Annotated in this window: 16 protein-coding genes; 7 read left to right on the top strand and 9 right to left on the bottom strand. The window is 49.3% G+C overall.

Annotated elements, in window-relative coordinates; all coding sequences use genetic code 11:
* On the top strand, positions 1–122 hold a 122-nt coding region (locus H6F43_RS23035), incomplete at its 5' end, for an IS4 family transposase (protein WP_190342048.1).
* A gap of 105 nt (positions 123–227) precedes the next feature.
* On the opposite strand, the gene H6F43_RS07080 is transcribed toward H6F43_RS23035, so the two are convergent.
* Together H6F43_RS07080 and H6F43_RS07075 are read right to left on the bottom strand one after the other, a co-directional pair.
* Positions 228–1,055 (bottom strand): tetratricopeptide repeat protein, encoded by an 828-nt coding sequence (locus H6F43_RS07080; protein WP_190342046.1) that lies wholly within the window; start codon positions 1,053–1,055, stop codon positions 228–230.
* A gap of 41 nt (positions 1,056–1,096) precedes the next feature.
* Positions 1,097–1,459 carry a Lin0512 family protein gene (locus H6F43_RS07075; RefSeq protein WP_190342043.1) on the bottom strand — a complete coding sequence of 121 codons (363 nt, stop codon included), beginning with the start codon at positions 1,457–1,459 and terminating at the stop codon, positions 1,097–1,099.
* A 104-nt stretch (positions 1,460–1,563) separates the two neighbouring features.
* Between H6F43_RS07075 and H6F43_RS07070 the strand changes: the two genes are divergently transcribed.
* The 3 genes from H6F43_RS07070 to H6F43_RS07060 all read left to right on the top strand — a co-directional run bounded on the left by H6F43_RS07070 (position 1,564) and on the right by H6F43_RS07060 (position 4,071).
* Positions 1,564–2,328 carry a class I SAM-dependent methyltransferase gene (locus H6F43_RS07070; RefSeq protein WP_190342042.1) on the top strand — a complete coding sequence of 255 codons (765 nt, stop codon included), beginning with the start codon at positions 1,564–1,566 and terminating at the stop codon, positions 2,326–2,328.
* Between the two features lie 162 nt (positions 2,329–2,490).
* Entirely contained in the window at positions 2,491–3,099 is a 609-nt protein-coding gene (locus H6F43_RS07065) for a hypothetical protein (RefSeq protein WP_190342040.1), read from the top strand.
* A gap of 120 nt (positions 3,100–3,219) precedes the next feature.
* Positions 3,220–4,071 carry a hypothetical protein gene (locus tag H6F43_RS07060; protein WP_190342038.1) on the top strand — a complete coding sequence of 284 codons (852 nt, stop codon included), beginning with the start codon at positions 3,220–3,222 and terminating at the stop codon, positions 4,069–4,071.
* Positions 4,072–4,298: 227 nt separating this feature from the next.
* On the opposite strand, the gene H6F43_RS07055 is transcribed toward H6F43_RS07060, so the two are convergent.
* Together H6F43_RS07055 and H6F43_RS07050 are read right to left on the bottom strand one after the other, a co-directional pair.
* Entirely contained in the window at positions 4,299–5,267 is a 969-nt protein-coding gene (locus H6F43_RS07055) for a 3'(2'),5'-bisphosphate nucleotidase (protein ID WP_190342036.1), read from the bottom strand.
* Between the two features lie 59 nt (positions 5,268–5,326).
* On the bottom strand, positions 5,327–5,575 hold the full coding sequence (locus H6F43_RS07050; protein ID WP_190342034.1) for a tetratricopeptide repeat protein: 249 nt from the start codon (positions 5,573–5,575) through the stop codon (positions 5,327–5,329).
* Between the two features lie 222 nt (positions 5,576–5,797).
* Between H6F43_RS07050 and H6F43_RS07045 the strand changes: the two genes are divergently transcribed.
* The 3 genes from H6F43_RS07045 to H6F43_RS07035 all read left to right on the top strand — a co-directional run bounded on the left by H6F43_RS07045 (position 5,798) and on the right by H6F43_RS07035 (position 9,743).
* Positions 5,798–6,841, top strand: a complete 1,044-nt coding sequence (locus H6F43_RS07045) for a SpoIID/LytB domain-containing protein (RefSeq protein ID WP_190342032.1) — start codon at positions 5,798–5,800, stop codon at positions 6,839–6,841.
* Positions 6,842–7,088: 247 nt separating this feature from the next.
* Positions 7,089–7,664, top strand: a complete 576-nt coding sequence (locus tag H6F43_RS07040) for a Uma2 family endonuclease (RefSeq protein ID WP_190342029.1) — start codon at positions 7,089–7,091, stop codon at positions 7,662–7,664.
* Between the two features lie 558 nt (positions 7,665–8,222).
* Positions 8,223–9,743, top strand: coding sequence for a hypothetical protein (locus H6F43_RS07035; RefSeq protein WP_190342027.1), 1,521 nt, complete (start codon positions 8,223–8,225; stop codon positions 9,741–9,743).
* A gap of 9 nt (positions 9,744–9,752) precedes the next feature.
* On the opposite strand, the gene H6F43_RS07030 is transcribed toward H6F43_RS07035, so the two are convergent.
* The 5 genes from H6F43_RS07030 to H6F43_RS07010 form a co-directional block, all read right to left on the bottom strand.
* On the bottom strand, positions 9,753–10,910 hold the full coding sequence (locus H6F43_RS07030; RefSeq protein WP_190342026.1) for a family 43 glycosylhydrolase: 1,158 nt from the start codon (positions 10,908–10,910) through the stop codon (positions 9,753–9,755).
* A 2-nt stretch (positions 10,911–10,912) separates the two neighbouring features.
* Positions 10,913–11,947: a hypothetical protein gene (locus H6F43_RS07025; protein WP_190342024.1), complete on the bottom strand. Its 1,035-nt coding sequence runs from the start codon at positions 11,945–11,947 to the stop codon at positions 10,913–10,915.
* 98 nt (positions 11,948–12,045) lie between these two features.
* Positions 12,046–12,549: a DUF2243 domain-containing protein gene (locus H6F43_RS07020; RefSeq protein ID WP_190342022.1), complete on the bottom strand. Its 504-nt coding sequence runs from the start codon at positions 12,547–12,549 to the stop codon at positions 12,046–12,048.
* Positions 12,549–13,610, bottom strand: a complete 1,062-nt coding sequence (locus tag H6F43_RS07015) for a methyltransferase (protein ID WP_199290188.1) — start codon at positions 13,608–13,610, stop codon at positions 12,549–12,551. Before H6F43_RS07015 ends, H6F43_RS07020 begins: the two co-directional genes overlap by 1 nt.
* Positions 13,611–13,701: 91 nt before the next feature.
* Positions 13,702–14,526: a proline dehydrogenase family protein gene (locus H6F43_RS07010; RefSeq protein ID WP_277879891.1), complete on the bottom strand. Its 825-nt coding sequence runs from the start codon at positions 14,524–14,526 to the stop codon at positions 13,702–13,704.
* Between the last annotated feature and the right edge of the window lie 21 nt (positions 14,527–14,547).

Genomic DNA, 14,547 nt, shown 5'->3' with positions numbered 1-14,547 from the left:
CTCAACTTGGAGGTTTTCTAGCTCGTACGGCAGACGGTGAGCCGGGCTTGAAAACGTTGTGGCGAGGGATGGGAGTATTGCATCACTTACTTCAAGGAGCACAACTTGCGGCTAAAGCCTAAGCTTGATAAAGCTTCCGCCCACTTTTGCGTAATGGATAGAGAGGATTAGGGAGAGGTCTTCAGCAATTTCAGCAAACGATTTGTCAGTCAACGAGAGTTCACACACTACGACCAGTTGTCGATAGTTCTCCATTTCTCTAATACCCAGCATTCAAGTCGAAAGCGCTGCTCAAAATCCGAGCGGTCCAACCCTTCTAATAATTGCTGCTTTGTCGAATGAATTTCATTTTCAGGTTCTATTGCTCGCAGTTTATATACTAAATCTTTTGCCTCTTCGTAAGCCTTTAACATAATGAGTAATTCGCTTAGAAGGGTGAGGGAAGGAACATGATTTGGATCACTATTGAGTGCTGATTCTAGAAGTGGAGTAGTTCCAAGGATAATTTCTTCGTCATCGTAAAGGGACAAATCAATAGCTTCTGCCCATTGCTGTTGCGCGTGTTGGTAGAGCGATTCGGCTGCATTTGGTGATGGAACGGCGATCGCTCGGCTAAGCATGACTTCCGCAAAATCAAAGACGCTATTTTCGCTTCCTAGCTGCAAGAACTTTTCGATTCGACCTAAGGGAAAGCAAACCGTCTCCGGTGCGTAATACAAAGCAAATATCGTACCAATACTTTTTCCAAACTCGGCAATGCTTGAGTTCACCTTAACTGCATCATCATAGCCAAGCCAGTGATAATCAACTGTTCGGCAATTGCGCCGAATTACTTCGCCAACATAGGCTCCACAACGCAATATCATTCGTGCCCATTCATCTTGAGATGCTTGCTCATGACGAACGCGTAGGAGAAAATCGTCAACTTGTCTGAGACTTTCAAGAGAGTAATCAAGCATCTCTGCGGTGATCCATTCCTGCCTAAATGTTGGCTGTTCCGAATCCTGAAAGAACAGACCAGAGAAGCCGCATAGCCTATCATCTTGAAAAATCATTAATCAACGCAGGGTGAATATTTTGTGAATCTGACGAACAATTAACTCTCTACCCATACCGTCACTGCCGCCACTGCAATTAGCATTTCATCATTCTTGTCATCAAGAGCGGCGATCGCTCTGCCCTGAACTACCATGCCCCCTGCTTCAACCATGAGCGATTTGCGCCCGAAGGGAAGCACAGCTAGCACATCTGCTTCCCGCACCTGTTCTGGATAGGGCACCCCGACTTGTACTTCCACGATCATCTGGTCAGGGTTGTCCAGCCCTGCAACCTCCCAAATTCCCGGAAGCGCGTTGTGAGCGATCGCGTTGCGAACTGCACGAGCAGCCGCGATCGTGGGTTCCTGACCGTGCTGGTCAATCCCCATGCCCATTTCAATGATGAATCGTTTGCGAGTCATTAGCGGGAGTCGTAGAAGCTAATTGCTGTTCGTTATTAGTTATATCGTTAAGGAGCCTGTCAAGGCTAAATCAGGCATTAATCACGGAGTAAACGAACCAGCGTATGACGCTAACAGCCTACGGCGCGTTATGTACGGAAGCCTATAACATCACGAAGCCGATCGAGGGGACTTACCTGGATGTCCCGTATTACACTCAGAAGCTCGCCCAAATTGATGGAAGAATCCTGGAAGCAATGGTTGGAACTGGGCGATTGCTCATTCCTTTATTAAAGGCAGGACTACACGTAGAGGGCATTGATGCATCGCCAGAAATGCTGGCAGTCTGTCAACGGAACTGTGCAGAACGAAATCTAAATCCTGTTCTTCATCGGGGAGCAATTGAGACACTGGATCTCCCCGGAAAATTTAGCGCTATTGTCGTTGCGTTTGGGTCATTTATGCTGTTGGGGAAACGCTCGACCGCGATCGCTGCCTTACAAGCATTTGCTAAGCATTTAGAACCTAACGGTCAAATTTTCATCGATTTAGAGTTACCGATCGACTCATTCAAAGCCGAGAACCTGATAAAACAGCGGCATCCCATTGAATGCCTAGATGGTTCAATCATCTTGATACAAACGTCATCGTCGATCGACTGGCTTGAACAAGTTGAATATACCTTAATTCGATATGAGAAATGGAGCAACGGAGCCTTAGTTGCAACCGAATTGCAGCCACTTCCGCTGCACTGGTTTGGTAGAGAAGAATTTGTTATGTGCCTACAAGAGAACGGTTACAAAGATATTACTCTCTGTGCCAATTATACAGATGGCTTGGCACCCAGTTCCTACACAGATCATCTGTGTTTTTCTGCAACTCTTGCTTAGATTTGCACAAATGGAAATTGCCTCGCTCGCGCTGCAGGTGGTTCGACATATCTTCAACGAAAGACTAGAGTAAAGTCGCTGGCTTAAATGAGCGCTCCCCATGATCCCATTTCTTGAAGCACCACACAGCATGTTGTTTTTAGCTGCCACCCCCAATGGGCTATGAATATGTTTCTCTTTCCCTTAGATCATTTAATACCGATTGAAAACTTAGGAGAAGTTAATAGAATTCATAACAGCTTAAGTCCTGCATTTCACTTGCAACCTAAGTCAGGAGGAGATGTAAGCTTGTCTATCATAAAATTAAATGGCTGGATTGCTGCTCCGGGCAATATGCTATTTGAGGATTCAGCAATTCTTTCTAACTTAGAAACATTAATAAAATCAAGTCAAGAACCTGCATACATCATTCTATCTTCCTGGGACGAGAACGATTTAGGCTACGTGTGTGAAGTGCCTCCTACTAATGATGCTGTGAATGAAGTTGCTAGAATAATACACCCTTTCTGTTCAGTTCTATTTACTGGAAGCTTGAAGTCAGAATGGATAATTGTTGCCTTAGAAAATGAATTTTTTGCTGTTGCTGGAAAACCTCAGTTTATCACTCAACTATTTGGATGCAGTATTGATGAAGCTTTTCTGAATTTTCGTGATTTTTATGAAACAAATTTCGCGCTTCAATACCGCTTCCTTAAAGCTTTTGATATGCAGCTAGAGAGATACAATAATGCTCAGGTTGGCGATGAATTTCTCCTGTTTGAGCTGATCTAAGTAGTAGGATGTCAGCTAGTAGGGTGGGCAATGCTCACCCTCACTTATTGTTTGATATTTGAGATTCAAGACAACGAGCTAGAATGATGTTGCTGTTAGCGGTAGGTAAACAAGTGAATAATGAATGAGGAACTTGAAATCTATTACCTTGATTCCAAAGTTGAAATTCAAGAAGCCTTACAAGCATTATCGATGAGAGCACAACAACTTGCTGACTTATCCAGTATGTGGGGAACAGCAGTTTTTCAGCTGAAGAACGACAAAATTGTAACAGCCTTTTCAGAAGGGGTAGTTGCTTTTAAGTCGAAAGATTGCTTTGAGAAGTTTCTTAAGGAAAACTTGAATAATTCTATATTAGAACCTGTATCAGGTTCGAGTATATTTGACGAGCTTTCTGATGAGGTTCAGGATTGGCTGTTAACAACAATTGATTATTATAGAAAGCTGGACTTCTTTCAAGATCTTAGTGCTTTATCCAACTTGGAGCTAGCGCAAGAAGTTGGAGCGCATCTTCAAGGAAACATTATTGAGGTTTTTCTGCCTAACTTTGATATAGACGACATCTTGAGTGATTTATATTTACTTAGTTGGGATATTAAACGTGTGTGGTGGCGCGATATGGAGTATGGTATTTTCCCTAGAGGTAATATTTATGTTCGTATATTGGAGGAATGGAGCAATATTTCTAGAAGAATTTTCCTACCTGTAAACGTCAGTGAAAAATGGTCTTTTTCTGAGGATATTATTTCCATAGGGATGCAACTTTTTGGGAAACAACAGAGAATCAATCTCACTAGTAATAGAGATTGGATCGACATAAATCTTTTAAATGAAGTGAATGAATTGATTAGCACAACAGGATATCAGTTTGTGTCTTTCAACACACAAGGACAAGATTTATGCCTTGTGTTGCTCAACTCAGCAGAAGAAAGGAAACTTCGGGCAGAAAGAAATTTACCGTTCTGGAATTAGTCGAGAATGTAGGGTAAGCAACGTCTGCGTAAACTTCAGCCAAGAAACTAGCAGCCCAATCTCCCGTCTGATAAGTTATCTAAGGCAATGAAACTCAATCACAGCGAGAGGCGATCGCACTTTCAGGCAACGACGAATGTGTTCCTACAAGAAAACTCGTCTTGCCCAGATTGGTCTTCTAGCTTCGTAGCTGCTAGACACAGCGTGCGAAAACGCCAACGATCCAGCTAATCGAGGGAGTCGGTACGCTGGATGGCGGCAAGGACAGCATCGTGAATACTGCCATTGCTGGCAACGATGCCTCGGTTGTGCAGCAGTTTAGGGCTTTTGGAGAACTCTAGCGGTTTGCCGTCCATATCGCTAACGCGCCCACCTGCTTCTTCAACCACGATCGCCCCCGCCGCGTGGTCCCAAATATTCTCTCGGTAGTCAGGGGTGCGGCTCCAAGGCAGACGGAGGTAGAGGGCAGCGTCGCCCTGCGCCACAATGCCGTACTTCGCCAAGCTGTCTAACTGCACGGGGGGATCGGTGAGTCCGAGCGCCTCAGCAATCTGATGCTGGCGCGATCGATTGCCGTGGCTGGCTTCCACGCTTTCCACAACGCGGGATTTACCCGTGGACGGCGACTGATTCACCCGCAGCGGCTTTGTGGCACCTCCATGCAGTCGAATTGTGCCCTGTCCACGCACCGCCACAAACACCACCCCACGATCGCCGTCTACCTCCAGCGCGGGACATGCCATGACGCCAAGCTGTACGGTTCCGGCTTCAATCAGAGCCAGCGCAACTGCATACTGACCGCCGCGCAAAAAACCTTTGGTGCCGTCGATCGGGTCCAGCGTCCAAAAGCGGGGACTAACTGAGCCAGTTCCTCGATCAATCCAATCTAAAACGGCGTCTGGGGTCGCATCGGGATTCTGCGATTGCACGACGGATGTCACCTGCTGCAACACGTCGCCCATTTCGGGCTGACGCAGCAGGGTAGCATTTTCTTCGGCGACGATCGCGTCTGTTGGAAACGCTTGGGCGATGGCATGACAAATCAGCGCTTGGGCACCGAAATCCGCGATCGTCACAGGGCTACGGTCGGACTTCGTAATCGCGTCAGGCGGACGATGTGACCGCACCTGTTCGCACAAAGCAGCAGCGGCAACGACTGCCGCAATTGCGATCGATTTTTCAGTTTGGTAGAGCATGACAAACAGGATGAGCGCGAACGCGCGCCCAACAGCGATTCTAAGCGAATTTTGCGGCGCTACGCCTGCATTTTCCTCAGATAGCTCAGCGCCATCTCATAATTTGCCATGCTGCGCTGAGCCAAAAACAGCTCTGCCGCCTTTTGCCAATCTTCTACAGCACCGCGTCGATCGCCCAAGTTCGATCGCACCATTCCCCGATTGCCATAGGCTCTGGCAAACGTTGGATCACACTCAATCGCGCGAGTGTAGCTTTCGATCGCCCCCACGTAATCGCCATCTTCGGCGTGGGCCGCGGCTTGTTTCATGAAATCTTCAACCGTTACTGAGGAACCCGTGACGCTCATGATCTCCCCTATTGCATCAATGGTTAGTCTGCAACCATACCTCGATTTTTCAGCGCTAATGGAGTAGTAGAAGACAAAATAGGAAAGGAATTGACAGAGCGATCGCCACGTCGCATCCTGATCAGCAGAAATGGACTGTAGCTGTCTGCTAATCGCTGCTAGCGAACTCATCAGAACTAGGTTATGAAGCAACGACTCGTCAACTGGTTTCGGAATCCGTGGCTGCTGCTGCCGTTGTTTCTGGTGTCCCTGTCTGGCGCGCTGCTGCTGGGACACGTTTACACGTCGCCAACCCCCCAAGCGACGCCGATCGCGGCAGCTCCCCCATCTCCCGTTCCGCCTGCGGCATCGTCCACGCCGACTCCAAAACCAACGCCCAAACCATCAGCCAAACCATCAGCCAAAGCGCTTCCGAGTCCGAGAGCACCGCTGACGGCTGAACAGAAAGCAATGAATCAGCGAGCGATCGCTGCGTTTGAGGCGGCGGCTCCTTCGGTGGACTCGTTTGTGGAGATGCATGTGGCGATCGCGCAGGGAGTGCCGAGTCTGTCGCTAGGAGCGTCGTCGGGAGCAGAATTGCTGGACAAAAACGGCAAGCGCGTTGGTCAGTTATCGACTGGATCTCGCTATCCGGTTGCTGCCAGCGGTGCTGCACTGGCGATCGGGTCGCTGGATCTGCCCGCGATCGTCTGGGTGGAACCGGGGGTGGGCGGCCTACTGTATGTGGGCGATCGCTCGTATCGCGGACGACTGCTGCTGGTGGCGGAGGGTGGCAGTCTTTGGGCGGTGAACTATGTGGATTTGCGGCGCTATTTGCACAGCGTTGTGGCTAGTGAGGTCTCGCCAAACTGGAGCACTGCCGCCCTGAAAGCGCAGGCGATCGCGGCGCGGTCCTACGCCTTGGTATATTACTTTCGCCCTGCGACCTCGCTTTACCATCTGGACAATACGGAACGGTTTCAGGTCTATGGCGGCATTGAGCGGGAGGCTGACACAATCCGAAGCGCGGTGGATGCAACTGCAGGCGAGTTTGTCAGCTACCGAGGCGGCGTGGTGGAATCGCTCTATGCGGCGTCTGATGAAATTGTGGCGGAGGCGTTTGCGGGTCGCGGTATGAGTCAGCTAGGCGCGTACGACTTAGCGAAGCAGGGTTACACGTACCAGCAAATTTTGAGCCACTATTACCCAAGCACGGGGATTTCACGGTTTGAAATCGATCAGGAATAACTCAGTTCAACGCAGAAAGCCAAGGCCTAATTTAAGTTTCGTTCTTGTTTAGCCATTACAGATGCTACCGTGCTTTTTTGAAGGAGATTTTGCAACAGGAGTTGCGACAACTGGACGAAGAAGAACTTGAAATTCGGCGGCTGCTAGCAGACTGGGACGAGCAAGTGCAGCGCAGCGCCGAAACGTGAGCAGTCAAATCGATTTTTAGAATAGAAGTAGCGCGATCAACCCCTCTGAGCAATGCACCATGACCCAAGCCAAACAGCGGTTCTTGAGCTTTGAAGAGTATCTGTCCTACGACGACGGAACCGACAACCTGTACGAGTTGTTCAATGGAGAGCTAATCGAGGTGCCGCCAGAATCCGGTGAAAACGTTCAAATCGCCAATCGTCTATTTCTGCAATTTGCGCTGTTGCTTGGCACCGATCGAGTCAGAGGACACGGCTTAGAACTGGAAGTGCGCGGAGAGCCAAAGAACCGCTACCCTGACCTAACGATTATTCGAGAAGAACACATTCAGCTTCTCAGGCGGCGCAACACCATTCGCCTCGGTATGGCTCCTCCGCTTCTGGTTATGGAAGTCGTTAGCCCTGGAGAATTGCAGCGCGACAGAGACTACATCGCCAAGCGCAATCAGTACCAAGATCGATCGATTCCCGAATACTGGATTATTGATCCGCAGCAGCAAACGCTACTGGTGCTAGAGCTAGCTGGAACTAGCTACCGCGAAGTCGGCACGCTTCAAGGAAGCGATCGCATCGGCTCACCTCAGCTTGGAGAACTCAACTTCACACCTGCTCAACTGTTTGTGGCGGCTCAGTAGCGCTGTTTCGATCGCCCTACTAAAATCGCCACAGTAGACCCACGACGCGATCGAACAGATAACAGTATATTGAGAAATTCGCTACTCGCCGCAGTTCCGTAGCAGTAGGGATTTAGAAACACATGGAAGCACAAGACAACAAAGCCAGATAGTACTCATTATCCAAACCGTACAAAAAGACAATTACAGAGAGTACCTTCGCGTAAAGTCTTGTTTTATGAAGATACAGCTAGGTTTACAACTGTGCCTTGTACTTCCTAGGCGAGTGAGCTTCAATACAGCTGTTCTCTGACGGTCAGAATAAGAGCCAATTCGCTTAGTTGTAAGCGCTCTGTCTGATTTAGTTACTCAGCCAACCAAAGCGCATCCTTCAAGTTCGTGATTTGAAATACGTGCAGGAATCGAACCTAGGGTGCTCCTACCAGCTATTCATCACAGTATTAATCCAGTTTGAGCCTTTCTCGGTTCGCTGACATTTTATTTTGTGCCAAGTGCGGCTTCAACTTCCCTAATTCTCAGAAATCAATTTGCATTCCTACCGTAGGAGTATTGCAGTTTATGAAAATGCTGAGTCCAACTCGGATTGGTCAAAAAATTAACCATCTGCTTGAAGCAAAAGCAGGCAATTTGCGAAAAAACTATTTTGTCTTTCATGTAAATCCCGCCGTTGAAATATCTTTAATGGCTGTTTTACTTACTTGCTTTCTGCTGCTTAATCTCACAACAGCCTCTATTTTTCCATCAGCATGGCAGGATGAAGTGATGTTTGTTGATCCTGCTGTCAATTTGTATCTTGGTAAGGGATTTACGTCCAGCGCTTGGCCGACCATCAGTAGAAATGAATTGTGGGCTGGCTATCCGCCTCTTTATCCTTTTCTTCTATCTCTATGGATGAGATTTTTTGGGTTCAGTCTTGCAGCAGTTAGGTCATTAAACTACATTCTGATTACTGGGGCTGCGGCAGTGTTGTGGATCGCTGTAATCAGACTAGGTTTAGTCACATCAGCACGTGGTAGGTTCGTTTTAATCACTTTACTACTTTCAGGTTATGGAATTAGCTTTTGCTATCGCTCTGCACGCCCGGACTGTTTAGCGATATTTCTCATCACGATCGCCATCTTTAGTTACTCGATTCAAGTTTCCTATATCCGTAGAATCTGTTTAACCTGTCTTAGCATCCTGCTACTACTTACTGGTCTTTATTTAGTGATTTATGTTCTTGTAGCTGGGTGTTTAGGAATTATATATCTTAAGAAATCGTTCTTCAAAGAATTTTTATGTTTAGTAATTGGATTATTTATTGGGGCTGTCATTTTATATAGTTTCTACTCATTCCATGACAGCTGGACTAGCTTTATTACCTCGGTTGATTATGAGAAATCGAATTTAGAGCAGTCCTTGTTTAAGAACAAAGTTCCTTATGATCCTAGCCTGATTGCTGCAATCTCTCTAATCATAGGAGCCTTTGTTTATTACCTTAGAAAAAAAGGTCCTTGCTCAAATTCTAAAATCTCTTTTGGGGTAGTTGCAAGCATATTTATTCCCGGACTCTTTTACGCTTTAGGTAAGTTTCCAACCTACTACGGCTGGATGTTATATCTTCCCTTGATTATTTGTTTATCCTCAGTTCTGTTAGATGGTAAGAAGATCGGTCTACGATCATTGTTCACATTAGTCTTTGTATGCCTTGTAGGTTTACCGTTGTTTCTGACAGCCTCTTCCCTAAGCATGAATGGGAAGAACTATGAGGCTATGGAACTACTGGCTGAACGAACAGTCAAAAGCGAGGATTGGGCATACTGCAATTTTGGTTCGTATTTTGTTGTAAAGAAAAGAGCCGACGAAGTGTTTTTACCATCGCATCTACCAGCATTATCGGACAGCGATCGAGACAGAATCTCTGTTTTATTCATTCAGCCTGATGGTTTAAAAAAGGCTAAAGCTGCACTAGGAGGGCAGTGGTATGACTCTGGTGAAGGCATGAAACCAAGAAGAAATGCAGCGCTGAATTTTGGTCCTCTTGCGCTGGACGAATACAACCTTAGAGTTTTTAGACGGACTCAGAAAGCCAGCTTGTAATGTAACTCCCTAAGATTTTGAAGATTGTTTGGACACAGCAGTCTTTGCTTCGTTGCTCCGCCTGACCGAGATTGACTTTTCCGTCCAGCGCAACCGAAACGTGTCAGAAACCTCCAGCGCGTGCAGTCGATGGTACCAACCATAGACAATGAACTCTTCAGGCTGATTGGTTGGCAGCAAATTCGCGCCATAAAGCCCCGTACGATCGCTGCCTGGAACGATTGACTCACCCGGAAGTGCAGGCACAAACGGACCCGTCACTCGATCGGACACATACCAGTACAGTGAGGAATTCGTTACGCGCCGCGCATCGACGTTCGACAGCCAGCGAGGATTCAGAAACACGCGAAAGCACGAGAAAAACAAGTGATATTTGCCGTCGCGGAAGAACACCTGCGGACGCTCCATGTGGTAGTACGCCCAATCCGCCGCCGTTTCGGGAGTCGCCGCAGCCACAGGCGGCAGCAGGCGATAGGGTCCAGCAGCGCGATCGGCAACCGCCAGCCCAACACAACCCTGAAAGTTTCCCGGCGTCTTGGAACTGGCGCAGGTAAACAGATAGTAGCGTCCATCCTGTGGGTCTTTGAACAGGTAAGGGTCGCGCCAGTGGAAATGCTGGGTCAGGTTGCAGCGATCGTACCAGGGTTGCGCGTCGGGAATCAGCGGAAAGCCATCGAGTTGACGCTGCCAATAAATGCCATCCGTGGAAGTGGCAAGGGCGATCGCCTCATTCCGCAACTCTGGCATGACTTTTCCGCCTGCCGAGTAGAACAGGTAGAGCGTGCCGTCTTCCTCATACGTGCATCCGGCGCAGATGCGTCCAGATTCCCACACATGGCTGGGTTCGGGTTGCAGCAGCGTCCCCAAGTCTTGCCAGTTTTCCAGATCCTTGGAAACCGCACCGCAAAGATGGCTTACCGTCCACCAGGGAGTTTGCCCTTCCAGTCCGCGCAGGTAGAACAAACGGTAGACATCGCCCGTTTTGATCATCCACGGGTCCCAGTTCATGGGCTGTCCCGGACGCAGCGATCGCAAAATTCCCGTAACGCGATCGCCCAGTTGAATCTGACTCCGCTCTAGCAGACTAGCGGTGACGAGTTCAGAAACGCCTGTGGGTAGAAATTCGAGCTGACCGAGAATCCGACGCTGAAACGGATGAAGCTGCATGATCACTTGGCGAGGTAGGGAAAGGTCGGATGGGTGCGGCTGAGGTGCATACGATCGCCCGCATCGAACGTCACCCAGTGCGGGTCAGAAATGCCGCCGACAAAATGACCACCGGGGTCTTCTTTCTGGAAGCCGAAGAACGCGGGATGCTCTACGGTGTCCGGGTCGATTAGCTTTCCGGCGAACAGCCCATCGCTCAGCAGGTTGGCGGGTTCGTCTTCCCAAGGGATGGCGCTGTAGCGGACGCTGGCTCGATCTCGGATGGGCTGCGATCGGGCGTAGTAAGTCACACCAACTTGTGTTTTCTGAGCAAAAAACGGACTCCAGTGCGGACTGAAGATTAGATACAAGCGCCAGTAGTCGCCAAACCGCCGCCAGAAAACCTGTGGCACCTCGGCGAGATAGAACTCCTGCGTGGCGTAGAGAATGCCGTAGTCCGGTTTCCACTTAGCCAGGTCAGAAGAAGTCGCAAAGGCGATCGCGGCATTAGAATTTGCGCCCTCTGCTTGAAGATGCGTGCAGATGAACGCATAAAACTGCCCGTCGATTTCATCCCGAATCACATACGGGTCGCGCCAGTTGATGCCGTCGAATTGGCTCTCCGTCCCCGGATTGGGAATCACAGGAGCGTGCTCACTGGCGGGTGTGCGCGTCCAGTGCTGCAAATCTGGGGAAGTGGCGATGCCGATATTTTGCGGCAGGCGTCGCTCGTATGGCGCATCAATCAGCGCATCGCCCCGCTTCCGCGCCGAATAAATCAGGTAGTTTAGCCCGTCATGGGCAATGATGCTGCCTGTCCAGATGGCTAAGCTGTCCCAACCGTCTTCGCTGCGCGATAGGACAGGGCTGGCTGGATCAAGTTCTTGCCAGCCGTAAGGCGTCATAACGGCGTGACCGATCGAGGCGTTGTTGTGCCGTCGATCGGGATTGTAGGCGCAGACGAGGCGATCGGCTTGCAGATAAAACACATGCAGGACGCCTTCGTGCCACGCGAACCAGAAATCCCAACAGTATTGATTGAACGGGTGCCAAGACATCGATCAGGAAAGGATGATGAATTAAAAAAGTTCAGCGCAGTACACCTAGAGAACGTATTCTCTAAACCCTGACTCCCTCGTGTTGGCTCTCACTTGAGTTAATCCGCAATGCTTGGCGGGTGAGAGCGCGATCGCTGCACGAGCAACCAACCGCCGAGCAGCAGCGCCAGCCCGATCGCCAAAAAGCCCAGATCCCACGCCAATTGATTCGCGCCTGCTCTCACGTGATGGATTTGCAGAATGTGGTGATCGATCACGCCTTCGACCAAATTGAACAGACCGAAGCCCATCAAAATCGAGCCAACAAACGCGCCAGTAGACCATGCAACATCGGGGCGGCGTCCGGCTCTCCAGAGGGAGATCGTTCCGGCGATCGTCATCACCCAGTCAAATACATGGAACAGTCCGTCGCCCAGCGTGTTAAGTTCCATACCGCCAACCGTTTCTTTGGTGACGACGCTGGTAAACATGTGATGCCACTGAAGCAACTGGTGCAGCACGATTCCATCAAAGAAGCCGCCTTCGCCGATGCCCAGCAGCAAACCTGCGATGATAATCGGAGCGTAGGTCGGGCGATCGGTCTCGATCGATTGTGTTTGCATTACGCTAAACCAAATTCCATAGCTGACAAATTCGTGCCCGTATCCACCTGTTTTTCTAACTTGAAGCCGCACTCTTCAAACAGCTTCTTGAACTGCTGACGAGTTCGCCACGCGCCACCCGGAACTGACACCATAATTTGCACGGCAAACAGTCCGGGCATAATGCCATCGGGCGCGACTTTAGGCTCGTCGAGATCCGGCACAAACGCTTGCAGAAGAACAATTTTGCCGTGGGGAGCTAGCGCAGCGCGGCAGTTTTTCAGGATGATGCGAGCGTCGTCGTCGTTCCAGGCGGAGATGAAGTATTTCATCACGATCGCGTCTGCCCCAGTCGGAACTGCCTCGAACACGTCGCCAGGAATAATGTCGATCGCGTCTGCCGCCACGCCGAGCTTTTCTAGATAGGCGGGAGCCGTCGCCGTCACGTAAGGTACATCGAACAGCATGCCTTTGCAGCCGAAGCGTTTGACGATGCTGCCAATCAAGCCGCCCTGTCCGCCGCCAACATCCATAATCGTGTGGAAGCGATCGAAGTCGTACACGTCCAGCAGCGCGTTGACGGCGTGATCGGTCAAGAAGCTCATGGCGTTAATGAAAACATCACCGCTCCACGGATCATCCTGGCAGAAGTCATACACCGACTTGTTGTTTGCCCGCTCGAAGGCGACCTCTCCGGTGTGCAATGCGGCTTCAAGCTGGTTCCAGGCATCCCACTGGACAGGCTCCGTGATGTGCATAGCAAAATGCCCGATCGACGGTCCGCGATTCGTCACCAGTAAAGCAGAGGCTTCGGTCGGGGCGAAGATGCGATCGGCGCGTTCTTCTAGCACGTCAAGGTGCGCTAATGCTCGCAGAACGACATAGAGGCGATCGACTTTTGTATCAGTCTTTTCGGCTAAGGTTTCTGCCGACTGTGCGCCCTCGTCATGCAGCAAATTAAAGATGCCTAATCGCGTTGCTACATACAGGCATTGACTTTGCCAAAACGCTTGAATCATGCCGAAAATTTTGCGTTTGGCGTCCGTTGTAGCAGTCGGGACGGGTACTGAAGTTGTTGTCATATTGCAGGATGAATGTTAAGTAACAGGACGTAAATGTTCAAAGATTGGCTGAAGTTGATCGCCGCAGATCATTTCGATATGGCTGTTACAGCTAACCATATCCACATTTCATAGCATCAGTAATCGCTTGATAAATGTTAGGGGGATGCTCAGCTAGACGATTGCATAAATACAAATGCCATTCTCGACCATAAGGCAAGTACACACGAGTATGATACCCGTAATTTTTCATTGCCTGTAATCGCTCTGAGGTGACTCCCTTTAACATTTCAAATTCAATCTTGTCTGGCTCAATTTTCTGTTCTTGAATGAGTCGATGCGCGTGCTCTAGTGAAGCCAGATCGAGCAAAGCGGGATCATGCGTTGCGATCGAACAAGGATGTCTGCTTGTTAAAAGCCTCTCCATTAGCTGACGATAGGATTCGTCAAGCTCTGCACCACGAGATTTCGCGTGATCGGCAGGCGCGGCATAGGCTCCTTTCACTAATCGGATTTTGCCCGAATATTGCAGCACTCGTTCCAGATCGTCTGGCGTTCGATGCAGATATGCCTGAAGGGTAATTCCAACATTGTTGAAGGTTTCGCACAACCGTTGATGAATCTCCAAAATCAAGTTTGTGCGATCGACTCCTTCCATGCTGATCATCATTTCAAGCCCTTCGTTCTGTGCAGCTTTAGCAAGCGTACAAGCGTTTTTGTACCCTAACTCGGCATCAATCACCATGCCAATGTGAGATAAGTCCAGCGAAATAGATGAGTCAAGATTTTGATGGGCGATTGCTTGGATTACGTTGAGAAATTCCTGCGTGGCTTGCTCTGCCATCTCAGCGTCACGAGTACTTTCACCCATATAGTCGATCGTGACCGCAAATCCCTGCTGATTCAAAGATTTTGCGGTTTCTACGCATTGCGTCAACGTCTCACCCCCAATAAAGCG

This window comes from Leptolyngbya sp. FACHB-36 (genome assembly GCF_014695955.1).
In the GTDB taxonomy this organism is placed as follows: Bacteria; Cyanobacteriota; Cyanobacteriia; order Leptolyngbyales; family Leptolyngbyaceae; genus FACHB-36.
This window is presented reverse-complemented; position numbering and strand designations above follow the sequence as displayed.